This is a genomic window from Streptosporangium sp. NPDC000396 (genome assembly GCF_042898655.1).
GTDB lineage: Bacteria > Actinomycetota > Actinomycetes > Streptosporangiales > Streptosporangiaceae > Streptosporangium.
Window position 1 is genome coordinate 58,831 of sequence record NZ_JBIAZA010000001.1, and the last position, 16,362, is coordinate 75,192.

Below are 16,362 nucleotides of genomic sequence, written 5' to 3' on the forward strand. Positions count from 1 at the left end.
CCCGTGAGGTCACCACGCGCCATGCCCTGCGCTCTGCCAGGGCCTGAGGGTGCCGCGCAGGCGAACCCGCAACCTCATGATTCGAACCCCGAACAGGCCCCATTACTGGGAGGCCTCGTTCCGAACCAGCTCTCAAAGTCACGTACGCCCGGCTGCTGCTGTGGCTTCTCGGCGGGGCGCCATCTGTGGTCAGGGCGCTGAGCTGGAGAAGTCGGCGTCGATCCATGGCGCGGCTCCCGCGGTGGTGGTGTTGCCAGGACGCTACACCCCTGGTTGCAAGTTTTCAATGAAAGTTTTCACTCGATCGGTCAGATTGGCTCCACTCAAGCCGTTCCAGGGCACAGCCGTCCCGTCTCGGTCACTTTGCTGGAGCACGTGCCATCCGGTCGCATCGGGGCATCGAGCCGCCGACATGTGGATTCCGGCGTGTTGAGGCAGCGCGCCTGGACTTGCAGCGCCCGGCCCGCATCTGGTGCGGGCATAGATGAGCCAGGAGCGTAGTCAGCAATCGTCAAACTAAACAACTATTGACATAGATCATGGTGAAGTACTCAATAGGAAACACAGTTCAACTTCTTTCAACGCAATGTTCGGCGTACCGATGAAAGGACGTCACCCGTGCCCACCCGCCGCGTCCGGTGGCGGCTCACCCTCGCCCCCTCCCCCACGCCCCCCTGTGTCAACATCGCCGCGATGACCTCGTGCAGCACCACGCGGAACGCCCTCAATTCCGGCTAGCAGCTCCAGGCCGGTGACGAACGGCCGGAGGGCGACACTCCGGCCTCGCACCGATGGCCCGCACCATCACCTCGGAGGGCCGACTTCATCAACCGGGCGGCCCGTCGCCTTGATCCCCCCGACCCCGCCCCGCCGGTCGCGAAGCAGCGTCGGCAAGCAGACCTGAGCGACCGCACATACCACTCAGGTGACCCCGCCCGGCCGGAGGTACCCCGGCCGCACTTCGGCATCGACGCACTCGCGGGCGGTCGCACCCGCACTCACCGATGGCAGGGCCCTGGAGTCGCCCTGTACCACCCGGGTCGGCCGGCTTCCTCGGCAACGTGGCCGGCGGCATGCAAACGCAGGCCGTCGGGGCCGCCAACGGCTGCCGGCACCGCTCTGTCCCGGCACGTTTCACAGCAAACCAGATGGCGTGCGATGGCGCCCGTCTCGAAACTCGGAATACACCGAAAGGAATCGATCGCACATGCGTCGATTTACTTGTGCACTACTTGCCTTATTGGCATCGGCCCTCACTTTGGTTGCCCTTCCCGGCATACCCGCCGAGGCGGCGGGGCCGTACGTCATCGAAGCCGAGAGCATGACGCTGGCCAACTTCACGACAGCCACCGTCAACCACACCTATAACGGCGCGGCAATCGAGACCGTCACCTACGTCCAGGGCGTTTCAGGGCAGACGAGCACCGCTACCAAGCCCTACACCGGAGCCGCCGGAACCTACGACATCATCACGCGCTACAACGGCAAGACCGCAAGCGGAGTGAAATATACGATTTCCGTGAACTCCACCACCGTGGATTCATGGGAAACGTCGCAGCGGAACGGCAGCGACTACACCAATCCGGTGAACATCGACAACCATACGTCGAGCAAGGTCACACTCAACACCGGTGACACCGTCAAGCTGACGGCCGTGTCCGCCGGCGAGACACCGCGCGTCGACAAAATCACGATCCAGGAATACGTGGGGCCGCCGACCAGCACGCTGACCATCGATTCACCGAACGCGACGCTGAACGACGGTTTCAACTGGGGCAAGGATCGGGCCTTGGGTATGACGTTCTACCCGGGGAACCCGATGATGGGACACGAACCGGAGTGGTGGCGCCTCACGGATTCCACGCACACCACGATGACGCCCGGCTACTGGGGTTCCTACGTCAACCGGGAGGCCTTCTACAACCGGGACATCGCCCACCAGTCGGATGGCGCGCACGCGCTCGGCCTGGATGCCAAGACGTTCAACATGCTGAAGACGTTCGCCGGCGATGCCGACGATCCGGGCCAGAATGGTTGGCCGTTGTGGGCGCATAGCTCCTCCGGGATCATGTACTACATCGACGGCACGGGCTTCCGGGAATTGCCGTCGCCGTTCAACGTGATGGCCAAGGCCTACAAGCAGTACCTGTGGACGGGCGACTCGAACTGGATCAACGATCCGGCCCTTTCGGCGTACTACGACTCGACCATGGGTTCGTTCCTGACCAATCACGAGGTGAAGTGGAACGACGCGAGCCCGTCCAGCGAGCAGCCGGTGGCGAAAAAGCAGACCGGGGAATACACAGCGACATTCTTCGAGTTCCCGAATGAGAATCTCGTCTCCGCCGCCGACGCGCTCGGGTACCAATACCAGTCGATGCTGGCGTATGCGGCGATCCTGAAGGCGAAGGGCGACAACGCCAACAGCACGAAGTGGACCAATCGCGCTCAGCGGGTGCGCGACTACTTCGAGAAGAACTGGTGGGACGCGTCGAACAACCGGTACATCCGCGGCAAGGACGCCGGCGGCACGGGCTACAGCAGCTGGGGGCACGAGGCCAGCTTCCTGATGATGCTGACAGGGCTGGGCGACCACGGCACCAGGACCAGCAGTTACCTGGATTTCATCGCCGCCAACGATGACGACTTGAATGTCGAGGCGACCTCCTATCTGCCGGAGATGTACTACCAGTACAACCGGCCTTCAGAGGGCTGGTCGTGGCTCAAGAAGCTCATGACCGGCAGGAACGGTTACCCGGAGATCTCGTTCATGGTGGTCAGCAGCACCATCGACGGCATGATGGGCGTGCAACCGGATGCCCCGAACAACAAGGTGGCCACCATCCCGCGGTTGACGTCCGAGGTGCCCTGGGTGGAAATCAACCACCTCAAGGTCGGCGGCAACGACCTGAAGCTCAAGCACACCGGCACGACGAGTTCCACGCTGACCAACAACTCCGGCGGCACCGTCAACTGGGAAGCCCAGTTCTACGGAACCCTCTCCACGATCAACGTGAACGGCACCGCGCAGACGCCGCAGACCAAGTCGCTGTACGGCCGGACGGTGTCCTACGTGACCGTGCCGGTGGCCAGCGGTGCGTCCGTGACCGCGACCGCCGGAGCCACAGGGGGTGACACCACGGCTCCCACCGCGCCGACCAACCTCACATCCAGCAATGTGACGTCGAACAGCGTGGACCTGAAGTGGACGGCGTCGACCGACAACGTCGGCGTGACCGGCTACAGCATCTACCGCGGCACCACGCTGATCGGTTCGTCGACGGGCACGAGCTTCACGGCGACCGACCTTTCGGCCTCGACACCGTACACGTTCACGGTGAAGGCGAGGGACGCCGCCGAGAACGTCTCCGGGGCCAGCAACGCGGTCACCGTCACCACCGCCACCAGCGGGAACGGACAGACGGTCGATCTGAGCGATCTCACGTGGGCCAATGCCACGAGCGACTTCGGCACCATTCAGAAGAACAGGAGCGTCGATGGGAACCCCATCAGGCTGAACGGCACCACCTACGCCAAGGGCATCGGTACGCACGCCAACAGCACCATCACCTACACCTTGAACGGCGGGTACTCAAGGTTCCAATCGAATGTCGGCGTCGATGACGAGGTCAGCGCGAACGCGACGATCAAGTTCCAGGTCTGGGGCGACGGCGTCAAGCTGTACGAGAGCCCGGCGGCCATGACGCCGTCGAGCGCGACCCAGTCCATCGACGTCAGCATCGCCGGCGTGACCTCGCTGGTGCTGAAGGTGACGGACGCCGGCGACGGCATCAACAGCGACCACGCCGACTGGGCGAATGCAAAGATCATCGGGAACAGTGGCAGCGGTGGTGCGGTGTCCCTCAGCGATCTGAACTGGACCGGCACTCCCACGATCGAGTGGGGCACCATTCACAAGGACCAGAGTGTTGACGGGCACACCCTCACCCTGAACGGGACCACGTACACCAAGGGCATCGGTACGCACGCCAACAGCACCATCACCTACACCTTGAACGGCGGGTACTCAAGGTTCCAATCGGACGTCGGCGTCGATGACGAGGTCAGCGCGAACGCGACGATCAAGTTCCAGGTCTGGGGCGACGGCGTCAAGCTGTACGAGAGCCCGGCGGCCATGACGCCGTCGAGCGCGACCCAGTCCATCGACGTCAGCATCGCCGGCGTGACCTCGCTGGTGCTGAAGGTGACGGACGCCGGCGACGGCATCAACAGCGACCACGCCGACTGGGCCGGAGCAAAACTGGTGCGGTAACACCGGCACCGAAGCCTGCACCGAAGCCGGCGGGGAGCCCTCCGGGGCGACCCGCCGGCTTGTCACGCGTATGCCAGCCGCTTCCCGTCGCCGATCCTCGACTTCGCCGATTCCGTCGTCCCCCGAGCAGAATCAACGAAAAAGGGGGGCTGTCGTGAACATGGTGAGATGTTCACGGATGAAGGTGTCGAGTGTTCGGGCGGGGTGGCCGAGGACGGTCTCCACGGTGTTGTTCGGGGCCTCTGGACGCGCGATGGCCAGTTGCTGGATCTCCACGACGTGGCTCGCGAGCCAGTCCGGCATGTGCGCGGTTCGGATGAGATGGGCGTGGAAATCGTCCGGTGACAGGTCGATGTAGCGGACGGGGTGGCCCGTCAACTTGCCCAGGAGGTCGGCGAGTTCCGGTTGGCTGAAGGCCTGGGGGCCGGTCAGTGCGTACGTGGCGCCGGCAAGATCCGGACGGAGGAGGGTCTCCACGGCGACGTCGGCGATGTCCCGGACGTCGATGTAGTTGCAGGGCGCGTCGCGCATCGCCCCGATGAGAACGCCCTCGGCGACTGCCTGGGCATTCAGGAGCAACTTCTGCATGAACGCATACGGCCGAAGCACCGTGCCCACCATGCCGGTTGCTGCGAGGCGTTCCTCAACCTGCCAGTGCCCGCGTGAGATGGCGACCGGGGAGTCCGGCTCGGCGGCCGGGGCGGAGAGTTTGACGACGTGCCGTACCCCGCACGCGGCTGCGGCGTCTATCGCGTTGATCTCCAACTCGACCTGACTTGGGCTGTTGGCCATGGCGAGGAACAGTTGCGTGGATCCGGTGAACGCGGCACGGAGCGCGCGGGGATCCGCGGCGTCCGCACCGACGACCTCGACCGGCATTTCCGCACCGATCGCGACGCGCAGTTTGTCCGGAGTACGGCTGACGGCGCGGCAGGGGATGCCCCGTTCGACCAGTCGCCGGAGCAACGCGCCGCCGGTGGCACCGGTCGCGCCTATGATGGTGATCACAGTGTGTGCCTTTCATGGTTGATGGGTCCAGGGAAACGGGTGGAGACCGGCCGGATCATTTCTGCTTCCGGAACACGGTCACGCCTGCTGCCGGGATGCCATGCCGCGCCACCGCCAGGTGACGATTGCGGTGGCCAGGGCGGCCGACAACGGCAGGTCGATCCGCAGCCGTTTCAACCACCAGGCATCGGGCACCGACGTGTGCGACGGCAGCCAGTCGGACGCGAACAACCCGGCCAGGCCCGCGATTCCGGCGGCGGCAATGCCGAGTCCGATGGCGAGTACCGGCCGCGGCACCGACGTCGTCCACCGGCGCGGCCGGCCCCGGCGATGCAGCCACGCACCGATGATGAAGGCCACCACGGCCGACGTAGCCCCGATGGAGGTGAAGGCGGCCATGGTCAGTTCGGGCTGTCCGCTGAGGATTCCACCGAGCCCGCCTGTGAGCGCGGGCGACAGGTAGGCGACCGCGACTTCCTTCCAGAGTGTGAACGGGCGTGTGGCGGAACTGCGCTCGGCGGCCCTGCGGGTACGGCTCACCATCGGCTCCTCAACAAGATAATTAGGTAGCTAACTATATTCCCACAGAGAAGCGCCGCCCGATCAGGGTGGCGCTTCTCTGTGGGGGTGCGGGAGGCTACTCGGCGGCCAGCACGCCGATCCGCTGGGAGATCCGCTCCAGGAGGTCCAGGAACAGCCCGCGTTCGTCGGTGGTCAGTCCGCCGACCAGCGCCTGGATCCGCGCGAAGTGGTCCGCGGCCATATCGCGCAGTCGCTGGGCACCGCGCGCCGTAAGTACGACCACCGCACCCCGCCCGTCCTCCGCGGATGCGCGGCGAACCACAAGGCCCTCGCGCTCGAGCCCGTCCACCAGGCCGGTCACTGTGGCACGCGAGACACCAAGGCTCTTGGCAAGCTGTGACGGCGCCTTTTCTCCGTCGCTGTCCTCAAGGTTCGCCAGGAGGCGGTAACGCCCTGTCGACAGCCCAAAACGCGAGAAGTGCACTTCGGACGCGCGGTCCAGTCGCGCCCCGGCGTCCATCAGCCGCACCGCCACAAGCACCGCCTGCGGGTCGGCATCGAGCCCGTACCGCGCGATCTGCCGCTGCGCCTGATCAAGCGTGGGCACAGCGTCGGGGTTCGCGTCCTCGTTGCTCATGAAATTAATATGGCAGCTAACTATCTATCGGTCAAGTCATGCGACGGCGCCGACCGCATCACAGCCTGGTTCACCACTCGGTGGGGTGGCGCGGCATCCGGGCGGTGATCCCGGAGAAGGCGGACCAGGCGGCCAACCGCACGAAGCGAAGCTCACGCGAAGGCCGCCCCATCCACCACAGATGAGGTTCTGTACAAGGAGCGCAACACGGCGGAGCGCTGCATCAACCGGATCAAACAGTGGCGCGGGCCGGCCTTCCGCTTCGACAAGACCCCGGAGAGCCATCCGGCCGGGCTCTGCCTGCGCGGCGCCGTCCTGTGGATCCGGGGCCTCCGATCCATCTAAAGATCCGAACAGGCCTCAGTGCGGTGACCGCATACCTTCACCGGGTTCGTCGTCCGTCCAGGGCGCCGGTACGGCGAGCGGTAGGACGGTCTCGATCGGCGCGGGTGAGCGGTGCCTGGCCCGCTGAACGTTCCCGGTCACCGCATTAGACGACCGATTAGCCCGCTCGCTCCCGCGGGGATCCGCCTCCCTCGCGCGGGGGAGGCGGATCCCGCCCGGAGGTGAGGTGCGGGGGACTGCGTCCGGCCAGAGTGGACGCATGACAGAGCGTTTGGTCCCGTGGATCGCGGCGGTGTGGGCGCTGGCCTACGCGGCCGTGCGCGGCTATTGGGTGTTGGCGGGCGAGCCCGCCTGGGGCCGGGGCAGTGACCTCACGCTGCCGGGGTGGTCGGCGATCGGGCTGTGCGTGGCGGCGGCGGCCGTCGTGGTGGCGCTGAGGACGACGGGTGGCCGGGCGGTCCTCGTTCTCGCCGCCTGGGTGCTGAGCGTCGCGCTGACCGGTGCCGCGGCCATGGTCCTGCTCGACGTGGTGGGCGGCATCCTGCCTGACATGGGCATCCCGCAGGACGGGATGGGTTTCTTGAGCAGGATGGGCTGCCTGGCCGTGGCCGCGCTCACCGGGGCGACCGCGCTGGCCTACCAGCGCAGGCTGCGTGGCTGCGCCAGGTGCAGCGGGATCCCGAGGCTCGCGCGCACCCCGCGCTGGGCGTATCTGGGCGCCTACGCGGCCGTGACCGGGTTCGCGTTCAGGGTCTTCGCGCAGTTCGCGCTGTTCGACAGCGACGGCATCCCCAGCAGGGGCGGCCCCCAGCTTCTGATCTTCGAGGCCGGGTTCGTGCTCGGCGGCGTGCTGCTCCCGCTGGCCCTCGTCCACTCCTGGGGCAAGGTGTGGCCCCGGTGGGTGGTCCCGCTGGCCGGGCGCCGGGTGCCGCGCTGGCTGGTGGTGGGGCCCGGGTTCGCGGTCGCGGGGGCGCTGTGCGGATATTTCGGCATGGGCCTGGCACAGCTGGTCCTGGAGACCCTCAACGGCACGCTCCAGCAGCCGGTGTTCATGTGGGTGGCGGTGCCGGCGTACGTGATGTGGGGCGTCGGCGTCGCCACCGCATCGGTCGCCTACTACCGGATCACCCGGCCCGCATGCGCGGCCTGCGGGCGTTGACGGTCCGCGGGCATGGACGGTCTGGGGGGTGTGGATGGTCGGGGGCGTGGACGGTCCGGGGACGTTGACGGCCTGCGGGCATGGACGGCCCGGGGGCGTTGACGGATCACGGACGCCGGAGGCCGCGCGTTCGGAGCGCCGTCAGGTCACCTGTGGCGGAAGTAGACGAACAGGCGGCCGTGGTTCTTGGAGTCCTTGTCGATGCGGTGGTAGAGCGCTTTGATCTCCTTCTGCTCCAGGAAGCGCAGGACCTTCTTCTTGAGCTGTCCCGAGCCCTTGCCCGGGATGATCTCGACCTCGGTGGCCTTCTTCCTGATGGCCTCGTCGATGATGCCCCGCAGCGCCCTGTCGATCTCTTCACTCCGGTTGAAGATCGGGTGCAGATCCAGCTTGAGCTTCAAAGCGTCTCCTCCACCGGGAAGTTCGTGTGGACCGGCCGTGCCGGCGTCGATGCGAAGCCGGCAGCGTCAAGGCTAAGGCCTCCGGCGCGGCCGCGACAGACCACCTGGGGCACGTCGTGGCCGGCCGTACGCCGGCCGTACGCCGGTCGTCGGGCGCGGCAAGAGGCCCTTCTGGGCCGCCAAGCAGATCATGTAATTAAATTTGACCAATTCAGCCGATTATTGTGGCAATTTCCGGATCTAGGCAAATAAATGGCCTCTAGTTAGGCTCCCCTTCATGATCGGCCGCCTTTACGGGTGGCCGATCTCTCGTCACCCAACGGGGAGGGCCGAGTCCTCCTCAGCCATGCCCTGATCCGGGCATGTCCGGGTGGCCTGGCACCTCCTTGCCGTGACGTGGTCACGCATCCCCACAGGGAGGTCTCGTTGCCAAGCAAGTCCCCGTTACCCAGGATCAGGCGCGTGGCGGTGCTCGCCGCCGGCGTCGGGCTCGTCGCGGCGATGACGCCGACGGCGAGCGCGGATCCGACCCCCACCCCGGCCTCGAAATGGACCGCGACGCCGCTGACCGGCGGCGAGTCGGTCCAGGGCGCCAAGTCGGTGACCGGCAAGCTCGCCCAGAGCGACGCGGCGCTGCTGAAGTCGACCTCGGGCGCCACGGTCAGCGTGATGGTCAAGCTCGACTACGACTCGTATGCCGCCTATCAGGGCGAACTTAAAGGACTTCCCGCTACGAGTCCTTCTAAAACCGGTAAGTCCCTCGATATCAAAGGTACTGCCGCCAAGAAATACGAAAAGCATATCGAGGAGGTCGAAAACACCTTCCTCTCCGAACTGGCCAAGAAAGTCCCGGGCGCCAAGGCCGGCCAGAAGCTGCGCACCGTCTACGGCGGCATCGCCCTGCGGATTCCGGCCAACAAGGCGGCCGAGCTGCTGAAGCTGCCCGGGGTAGCCGCCGTCCAGGAGGACAAGCCCGAGCAGCTCCTGACCGACTCCAGCGCCTCCTTCATCGGGGCGCCGGCGATCTACAGCAAGCTGGGCGGCAGCGCCTCGTCCGGCAAGGGCGTCATCGTCGGCGTCCTGGACTCCGGCGCCTGGCCGGAGCATCCCCAGTTCGCCGACCCCGGCACCCTGCCCGAGGTGCCCCCGACCAAGGACGGCAGCCCGCGCGTCTGCGACTTCGGTGACAACCCGCTGACCCCGGCGGCCGACCCGTTCCCCTGCAACCGGAAACTGATCGGCGGCGCGCCGTTCCTCGACACCTACAACGCGGTGTTCCCCGGCGGGGAGGTCTATCCCGACAGCGCCCGCGACTCCAACGGCCACGGCACCCACACCTCGACCACCTCGGCCGGCGGTCCGGTGGCCGACGCCAACCCGCTCGGCATCAGCCGCGGTCCGATCCACGGCATCGCCCCGGCCGCGCACGTGTCGGTCTACAAGGTCTGCGGCGAGCAGGGCTGCTTCCCCTCCGACTCCACGCAGGCGGTGGGCCGGGCGATCCTCGACGGTGTCCGTGTGATCAACTTCTCGATCTCCGGCGGCACCTCCCCCTACAGCGACCCGGTGGAGCTGGCCTTCCTCGACGCCTACGCGGCGGGCGTGCTCGTCTCGGCCTCGGCGGGCAACGCCGGTCCTGGGGCGGCGACCGTCAACCACGTCGGCCCCTGGGTGACCACCGTGGCGGCCTCCACGCAGAGCAGGACGTTCCAGTCCACGATCACGCTGACCGGCTCGGGCGGCGCGACGGCCACGGTCAAGGGCGCCTCCATCACGGCCGGGGTGGACTCGCCGCTGCCGGTGGTCCTCGCCTCCGCCCCGCCGTACTCCAACGCGCTCTGCACGGCCCCGGCCCCCGCGGGCCTGTTCACCGGAAAGATCGTCGCCTGTGAACGCGGCGCCGGTCGGGTGCTCAAGGGCTACAACGTGCGCCAGGGCGGCGCGGCCGGAATGATCCTCTACAACTCCACGCCGCTCGACGTGATGACCGACAACCACTGGCTTCCGGCGGTCCACATCGACAAGCCGGAGACCGACACCCTGTTGTCCTTCCTGTCCGCCAACCCCGGCGCGACCGCCAGGTTCACCCAGGGCGCCAAGGCCACCTGGCAGGGCGACGTGATCACCACGTTCTCCTCCCGCGGCCCCGGCGGCGACTTCCTCAAGCCGGACGTCACCGCGCCCGGCCTGCACATCCTGGCCGGGCAGACGCCGACCCTGGAGGGCCCGGCGGGCGGTCCGCAGGGCAACCTGTACCAGGTCATCGCCGGCACCTCGATGTCGTCGCCGCACGTCGCGGGCGCCGCGGCCCTGGTGTTCGCGCTGCACCCCGACTGGACCCCTGGCCAGGTCAAGTCCGCTCTGGAGACGACGGCCAAGACCTCGGTCACCAAGCAGGACCGCGTCACCCCCGCCGACCCGTTCGACTTCGGCGGCGGCCGCATCGACCTGACCAAGGCCGGCGACCCCGGTCTGACCCTGAGCGAGACCGCGGAGAACTTCGCCGCCTCGGCGAACGACGAGCTCAACCGCATCGACCTCAACCTGCCGTCGGTGAACGCCCCGATCATGCCGGGTCTCATCACCGCCAAGCGGACCGTCACCAACGTCACCGACAAGACGCTCACCTACACCGCCGGCGGCACGACCGTGGACGGGGCGCACATCGCGGTGCTGCCGCCGCTGTTCAGCGTCAAGCCGGGCAAGAGCGCCGAGCTCACCGTGGTCATCACCGCGCCGGACCTGCCGGACGGGCAGTACTTCGGCCAGGTGAACCTCAAGCAGGTGGGCGGCAAGCGCGATCTGCACCTGCCCGTGGCGTTCGTCCGCAAGGAGGGCGCCATCCCGGTCGACCAGACCTGCACCCCGGCCAGCATCCCCCGCGGCACCGGTGAGTCCACCTGCACGGTCAGCGTGCAGAACAACACCCTCCAGGACGCCGAGGTGACGGCGGTCAGCACCCTGGACGGGAAGCTGAGCCTGAACAGCGTGACCGGCGCCACGAAGGTCGGCTCCCAGATCGCGACGGCGAAGACCACCCTCGTGGCCAGGCAGCCGGACAAGCCCAGCATCGCCCCGGGCACCGGGCCCGCCCCCTACATACCGCTGGACAGCTTCGGCATCACGCCGACGCCGATCGGCGACGAGCAGGCGATCAACTTCAACGTTCCCGCGTTCACGTACGCGGGCAAGACCTACACCCGGATCGGCATCGTCTCCAACGGCTACACGGTCGCGGGCGGCACGTCGGGTTCCACCGACATCTCCGCCACGCCGCAGCACCTGCCCGACCCGGCCACCCCGAACAACCTGCTCGCCCCCTACTGGACCGACCTGGACGGCACCGGCACTCCGGGCGTGTACGCGGGGACCCTGTCCGACGGCGTGAGCAGGTGGCTCGTCGTCGAATGGCGGCTCAACGTCTACGGCACGACCGACGCCAAGGTGTTCCAGCAGTGGATCGGGCTGAACGGCACCGAGGACATCACCTACACCTACGACCCGGGCCACCTGCCCGGCGACGCCCCGGCGTCCTACGGCCTGACCGTCGGCGCCGAGAACGACGAGGGCACGGCCGGCGGCCAGATCACCGGTCCGCCGACCCAGGACCTGCGGGTGACCAGCACGCCCGGCGCTCCCGGCGGCACCCTGACCTACACGATGAAGGTCAAGGGAGTCAGCGCGGGGACCGGGACGGTGACGACCGGCACCTCCACGCCCAAGGTCAAGGGCATCACCATCGAGGTCGACAAGATAACCGTGCAGTAGGAGGCGCGGAAGACGTGGGACCCCGTGGGGCCCGGCACCCGGTGCCGGGCCCCACGGGCCTTGCCGTGTCTCACCCGCGCCTGGCGTGAGATCTCACGCCAGGCGGCGGAGGGGCGTGCCGCCGGCCTTCCGCCCGCCCCGGCCGCCCGGGAGAGGTCTTCAGCGGTGGAGGTAGTCGACCAGGTAGGCCTTCTCGGTCTCCAGCGTCTCGATGGCGCTCTTGACCACGTCGCCGATGCTCACGATCCCGGCCAGCCGTTCGCCGTCCACGACGGGCACGTGCCGGATGCGGTGCGTGGTCATGGTCTGGCGCAGGTCGTCGACGTTGGCGTCGGGCGGGCAGGTGCGGACCTCGGCCGTCATGATGGACGACACCGGAGAGCTCAGCACACCGGGGCCGCGGTCGTGCAGGCGGCGCACCACGTCGCGTTCGGAGACGATGCCCATGATCGACGAGCCGTCCTCGGACACCACCACGGCGCCGATGTTGTGTTCGGCCAGAACGGCCAGCAGTTCGGTCACCGTCGCCTGGGGGCGGACGGTCGCCACGTCTGTTCCTTTGCCTTTCAAGATCGCACCGATCAGCATCGAGACCACCTCGTTCAGCCGGCTGGGGTATTCCTGAACTTTGCCCTGTCCGCGCTCCGTCTAAGCGTCCGCGACGGCAAAGCGTGTAGTCGCCACGTTAGGGGTGGCAACCGGACCGCGTCGAGGGCTGGAGCGGGTTCTACCTGCGAGAAAGGCACCCGGCCCATGCCGTCGGCGGCGGCGTTCACCGGTCGTCCGGCGACGATCTCCGGCCCGGCCGGAGACGCCTCGGCGCACCGCCGGTCGAGGGTGCGGTTCACACTCCCCCAAAGTCCCTAAAGTAGGGATGCAAGCCGTACCACCCGAGAGTAATGTGTGAAATACCACACTCCTTCGCTCCGGGGACACGATGACCGACAAGCTCAACACCGGCAGCCACGACCTGCCCATCTCCGACGCCCTCGCCGAGTTCATGCGGACCGGCTGGGCCGACACCCACCGCGACGACCTGGCCGCACTGCCCCAGGCCGCGTACACCGCCAAGCGGCGCGGCGCGCTCGCCGCGCGCTTTCCCGGAGAGCGGCTCGTCATCCCGTCCGGCACGCTCAAGGTCCGCAGCAACGACGACGACTACCGCTTCCGCACGCACAGCGCGTTCGCCTACCTCACCGGTGACCAGGAACCGGACAACGTCCTGGTCATCGAGCCGTCCGGGACGGCCAGGCTGTTCCTGCGGCCGCGATCGCCGCGCTCCGCGCCGGGGACGGCGGGGCAGGAGTTCTATCGGGACCGCCGCTACGGCGAGTTCTGGGTGGGCCGCCGCCCCGACCTGGCCGAGGCCGAGGCGCTCTACCAGATCGAGTGCGCGCCGCTCGACAAGCTCGACGATGCGCTCAGCGGGCCCGCGCGGGTCCTGCGCGGGGTGGACGCGTCGGTGGACGCCCGGGTCGCACCGCATGACGGCGGCTCCGACAAGGACGCGGAGCTGGCCGCCTTCCTCTCCGAGATGCGACTGATCAAGGACGAGTGGGAGATCGCCGAGCTACAGTTCTCGGTGGACGCGACCACGCGCGGGTTCGAGGACGTCGTACGGGCGCTGCCCGCGGCCTTGGCCCACCGGCGCGGCGAGCGCTACCTGGAGGGGGTCTTCGGCCTCCGGTCCCGCCTGGAGGGAAACTACGTCGGCTACCAGAGCATCGTGGCCTCCGGCGCCCACGCGTGCGTGCTGCACTGGATCCGCAACGACGGCCGCCTGAACGAGAACGAGCTGCTGCTGCTCGACGCGGGCGTGGAGACCGACAACCTCTACACCGCCGACATCACCAGGACCCTGCCGCTGTCGGGACGCTTCAACCCGGTCCAGCGCCAGGTCTACGAGCTGGTCTACGAGGCCCAGACCGCCGCGATCGCCACCCTGCGGCCGGGCGCGAGGTTCCGTGACTTCCACCGGGCGGCCATGCGGGTCATCGCCGAGGGACTGCACGACTGGGGCGTCCTGAAGATCAGCGCGGACGAGGCGATGGAGGCCGACAGCGGGCTGTACCGCCGCTACACCCTGTGCAGCAGCGGCCACATGCTCGGCATGGACGTCCACGACTGCGCCAAGGCCCGCTCGGAGGTCTATCTGGACGGCGTGCTCGAGGAGGGGCAGGTGCTCACCGTCGAGCCCGGTCTCTACCTCCAGCCGGACGACCTGACGCTCCCGCCGGAGCTGCGTGGCATCGGCGTGCGCATCGAGGACGACCTCGTCATCACCGCCGACGGTGCCCGCCTGATGTCGGCCGGGCTGCCCCGCCACCCCGACGAGATCGAGGGGTGGATGAGCGCGATCTCCTCCTGATCGCGACGCCGGCCTCGATCGGCCCTCACGGACGCCCGGGAAAGGTGTGAGGTCCTGACAAGTTGTGACCTGGGCCTCATCCCTTTTCATCAAATTACACAAGAGCCATCGACTTACTGGACTACCCGTCAGTAGGGTGGCTGCTCCATGGTGGGAGCGGCGAATCCCGAGGTGGTCATGGCACAACGGGCGGCAAGCTGATGGCGGGCGGCGGACGGGACCGGGTCACCGGTTACGTCGTCCGCAGGACCACCGACACTCTGGGCCGGGTGGGCGACATGTCGGTGATCGCCCTGGAGGGCTTCCGCCGTACCTGGGACGTCAGGACCTGGTTCTGGGAGTTCGTCCAGCAGTGCTGGTTCCTCGCCCGCGTCACCAGCCTGCCCGTCCTGCTCGTCTCGCTCCCCCTCGGCGCGACCGTCGCCCTCCAGGTCGGCCAGCTGGCCTGGCAGCTCGGAGCGTCCTCGGCCACCGGCGGCGCAGTGGTCGTCGGCCTGGTCCGCGAGGTCGCCCCCATGGCCTCGGCGCTGCTCATCGCGGGCGCCGGCGGCTCCGCCATGACCTCCGACATCGGCGCCCGCAACATCCGCGACGAGCTGGCCGCCATGGAGGTGATGGCGGTCAACCCGATCCACCGCCTGGTCACCCCCCGGCTCTGGGCCGCGAGCACGGTGGCGGTGCTGCTGGTCCCGCTGGTCATCGTGGCCGGGGCGAGCGGCGGCTACTTCTTCAACGTCATCGTCCAGGGTGTCACCCCCGGCGCCTACTTCGACGGCGCGGTGTCCCTGCTGGTCACCAGCGACCTGCTGGTCACGCTGTTCAAAGCATGGATCTTCGGCTTCATCGCGGCGATCATGTCCTGCTACTTCGGCATGACCTGCCAGACCAGCCCCGTCGGCGTGGGCCGTGCGGTGAACCAGTCCACGGTCGTCACCTTCATGCTGGTGTTCGCGGTCAACTACGTGATCACCATGATCTACTTCCTCGCCTACCCCCCGAGGGCCATGTGATGGCCGCGATCCAGGGGGCGCGCACCGCCGGATTCCGCGTGTACGGCATGCTGCGCGACCTCGCGGACCGCCTGGCCTCGCTGTCGGACTGGCCGCTCTTCCTGTGGAAGGTCGTCTTCTACTCGATCCGGGACATCGTCTTCCGGATGAAGTTCACCAAAGTCGTGCTCCGCCAGATCAGCGACGTGGTAGTGGGCGTCGGGGCGACCATCATCGGCGGCGGCATGATCTTCGTGGCGTTCACCATGGCCTTCGCGGTCGGCGCCACCGTCGGCCTGCAGGGCTACCAGGGACTGCAGTCGATCGGCGCGGAGTCCTTCATCGGCCTGGTGGGCAGCTTCGCCAACGTCCGGGAGATCACCCCGATCATCGCGGCGGTCGCGCTCGCGGCTCAGGTCGGCTCGTCCTTCACCGCGGAGCTGGGGGCGATGCGGATCTCCGAGGAGATCGACGCGCTTGAGGTGATGGCCATCAACGCCTTCACCTACCTGATCTGCACCCGGGTGGTGGCCGCGCTGATCGCGCTGATCCCGGTCTACCTGATCGCGTTGTTCGCCAGCTTCTTCGCCACCCGGCTGATGTGCACGGTCCTGTTCGGCATGTCGCCGGGCGTCTACGACTACTACTTCTATCTCGGCCTGCCGCTGATGGACATCGTCTACAGCGTGACCAAGGTGGTCGTCTTCGCCTTCGCCGTGATCAGCATCCACTGCTACTACGGGTTCAACGCCACCGGAGGCCCGGTCGGCGTGGGGACCGCGGCCGGGCGGGCGATCCGCCAGTCCATCATCACCGTCATCCTTCTCAACCTGCTGCTGTCCTACCTGTTCTGGGGTGGCGGCGGCGGCCTTCTGCTGACGGGGTGAGCGAC

The 16,362-nt window shown here is 67.6% G+C and carries 11 protein-coding genes and 1 pseudogene; 7 read left to right on the plus strand and 5 right to left on the minus strand.

Features of this window, described 5'->3' with window-relative positions; genetic code table 11:
• Nucleotides 1-1,207: 1,207 nt before the first annotated feature.
• On the plus strand, nt 1,208-4,273 hold the full coding sequence (locus tag ACFY2X_RS00270) for an NPCBM/NEW2 domain-containing protein (RefSeq protein ID WP_389930098.1): 3,066 nt from the start codon (nt 1,208-1,210) through the stop codon (nt 4,271-4,273).
• Nucleotides 4,274-4,405: 132 nt separating this feature from the next.
• On the opposite strand, the gene ACFY2X_RS00275 is transcribed toward ACFY2X_RS00270, so the two are convergent.
• The 3 genes from ACFY2X_RS00275 to ACFY2X_RS00285 all read right to left on the minus strand — a co-directional run bounded on the left by ACFY2X_RS00275 (nt 4,406) and on the right by ACFY2X_RS00285 (nt 6,440).
• The gene (locus ACFY2X_RS00275) at nt 4,406-5,281 is read right to left on the minus strand and encodes an NmrA family NAD(P)-binding protein (protein WP_389930100.1); all 876 of its coding nucleotides are present in this window, start codon (nt 5,279-5,281) and stop codon (nt 4,406-4,408) included.
• Between the two features lie 78 nt (nt 5,282-5,359).
• Complete coding sequence (locus ACFY2X_RS00280) at nt 5,360-5,821, minus strand: hypothetical protein (protein WP_389930103.1); 462 nt, start codon at nt 5,819-5,821, stop codon at nt 5,360-5,362.
• A gap of 97 nt (nt 5,822-5,918) precedes the next feature.
• The gene (locus ACFY2X_RS00285) at nt 5,919-6,440 is read right to left on the minus strand and encodes a MarR family winged helix-turn-helix transcriptional regulator (RefSeq protein WP_389930106.1); all 522 of its coding nucleotides are present in this window, start codon (nt 6,438-6,440) and stop codon (nt 5,919-5,921) included.
• A gap of 89 nt (nt 6,441-6,529) precedes the next feature.
• Here ACFY2X_RS00285 and ACFY2X_RS00290 point away from each other — a divergent pair.
• Both ACFY2X_RS00290 and ACFY2X_RS00295 read left to right on the plus strand, forming a co-directional pair.
• Nucleotides 6,530-6,785, plus strand: a pseudogene (locus tag ACFY2X_RS00290) (IS5/IS1182 family transposase); the annotation flags it as partial.
• A 259-nt stretch (nt 6,786-7,044) separates the two neighbouring features.
• On the plus strand, nt 7,045-7,944 hold the full coding sequence (locus ACFY2X_RS00295) for a hypothetical protein (RefSeq protein ID WP_389930108.1): 900 nt from the start codon (nt 7,045-7,047) through the stop codon (nt 7,942-7,944).
• 146 nt (nt 7,945-8,090) lie between these two features.
• On the opposite strand, the gene ACFY2X_RS00300 is transcribed toward ACFY2X_RS00295, so the two are convergent.
• Nucleotides 8,091-8,345: a Smr/MutS family protein gene (locus ACFY2X_RS00300; RefSeq protein ID WP_389930111.1), complete on the minus strand. Its 255-nt coding sequence runs from the start codon at nt 8,343-8,345 to the stop codon at nt 8,091-8,093.
• A gap of 462 nt (nt 8,346-8,807) precedes the next feature.
• On the opposite strand from ACFY2X_RS00300, the gene ACFY2X_RS00305 reads away from it, so the two are divergent.
• Nucleotides 8,808-12,113 (plus strand): S8 family serine peptidase, encoded by a 3,306-nt coding sequence (locus ACFY2X_RS00305; RefSeq protein ID WP_389930114.1) that lies wholly within the window; start codon nt 8,808-8,810, stop codon nt 12,111-12,113.
• A 159-nt stretch (nt 12,114-12,272) separates the two neighbouring features.
• Here the strand turns inward: ACFY2X_RS00305 and ACFY2X_RS00310 are convergent, their stop codons facing one another.
• Nucleotides 12,273-12,701, minus strand: coding sequence for a CBS domain-containing protein (locus ACFY2X_RS00310; protein ID WP_389930117.1), 429 nt, complete (start codon nt 12,699-12,701; stop codon nt 12,273-12,275).
• 349 nt (nt 12,702-13,050) lie between these two features.
• Between ACFY2X_RS00310 and ACFY2X_RS00315 the strand changes: the two genes are divergently transcribed.
• The 3 genes from ACFY2X_RS00315 to ACFY2X_RS00325 all read left to right on the plus strand — a co-directional run bounded on the left by ACFY2X_RS00315 (nt 13,051) and on the right by ACFY2X_RS00325 (nt 16,357).
• Nucleotides 13,051-14,481 carry an aminopeptidase P family protein gene (locus ACFY2X_RS00315; protein ID WP_389930120.1) on the plus strand — a complete coding sequence of 477 codons (1,431 nt, stop codon included), beginning with the start codon at nt 13,051-13,053 and terminating at the stop codon, nt 14,479-14,481.
• Between the two features lie 200 nt (nt 14,482-14,681).
• A complete protein-coding gene (locus tag ACFY2X_RS00320) occupies nt 14,682-15,491 on the plus strand; it encodes an MlaE family ABC transporter permease (RefSeq protein WP_389930123.1) in 810 nt (269 codons plus the stop codon).
• Nucleotides 15,491-16,357 carry an ABC transporter permease gene (locus ACFY2X_RS00325; protein WP_389930126.1) on the plus strand — a complete coding sequence of 289 codons (867 nt, stop codon included), beginning with the start codon at nt 15,491-15,493 and terminating at the stop codon, nt 16,355-16,357. The genes ACFY2X_RS00320 and ACFY2X_RS00325 overlap by 1 nt, the downstream gene beginning before the upstream one ends.
• The last annotated feature ends 5 nt before the right edge of the window (nt 16,358-16,362 follow it).

Coding starts and splice junctions, on each gene's coding strand:
- ACFY2X_RS00270 (WP_389930098.1), top strand. CDS start 1,208: ATGCGTCGATTTACTTGTGCACTACTTGCCTTATTGGCATCGGCCCTC.
- ACFY2X_RS00285 (WP_389930106.1), bottom strand. CDS start 6,440: ATGAGCAACGAGGACGCGAACCCCGACGCTGTGCCCACGCTTGATCAG.
- ACFY2X_RS00295 (WP_389930108.1), top strand. CDS start 7,045: ATGACAGAGCGTTTGGTCCCGTGGATCGCGGCGGTGTGGGCGCTGGCC.
- ACFY2X_RS00310 (WP_389930117.1), bottom strand. CDS start 12,701: ATGCTGATCGGTGCGATCTTGAAAGGCAAAGGAACAGACGTGGCGACC.
- ACFY2X_RS00315 (WP_389930120.1), top strand. CDS start 13,051: ATGACCGACAAGCTCAACACCGGCAGCCACGACCTGCCCATCTCCGAC.
- ACFY2X_RS00320 (WP_389930123.1), top strand. CDS start 14,682: ATGGCGGGCGGCGGACGGGACCGGGTCACCGGTTACGTCGTCCGCAGG.
- ACFY2X_RS00325 (WP_389930126.1), top strand. CDS start 15,491: ATGGCCGCGATCCAGGGGGCGCGCACCGCCGGATTCCGCGTGTACGGC.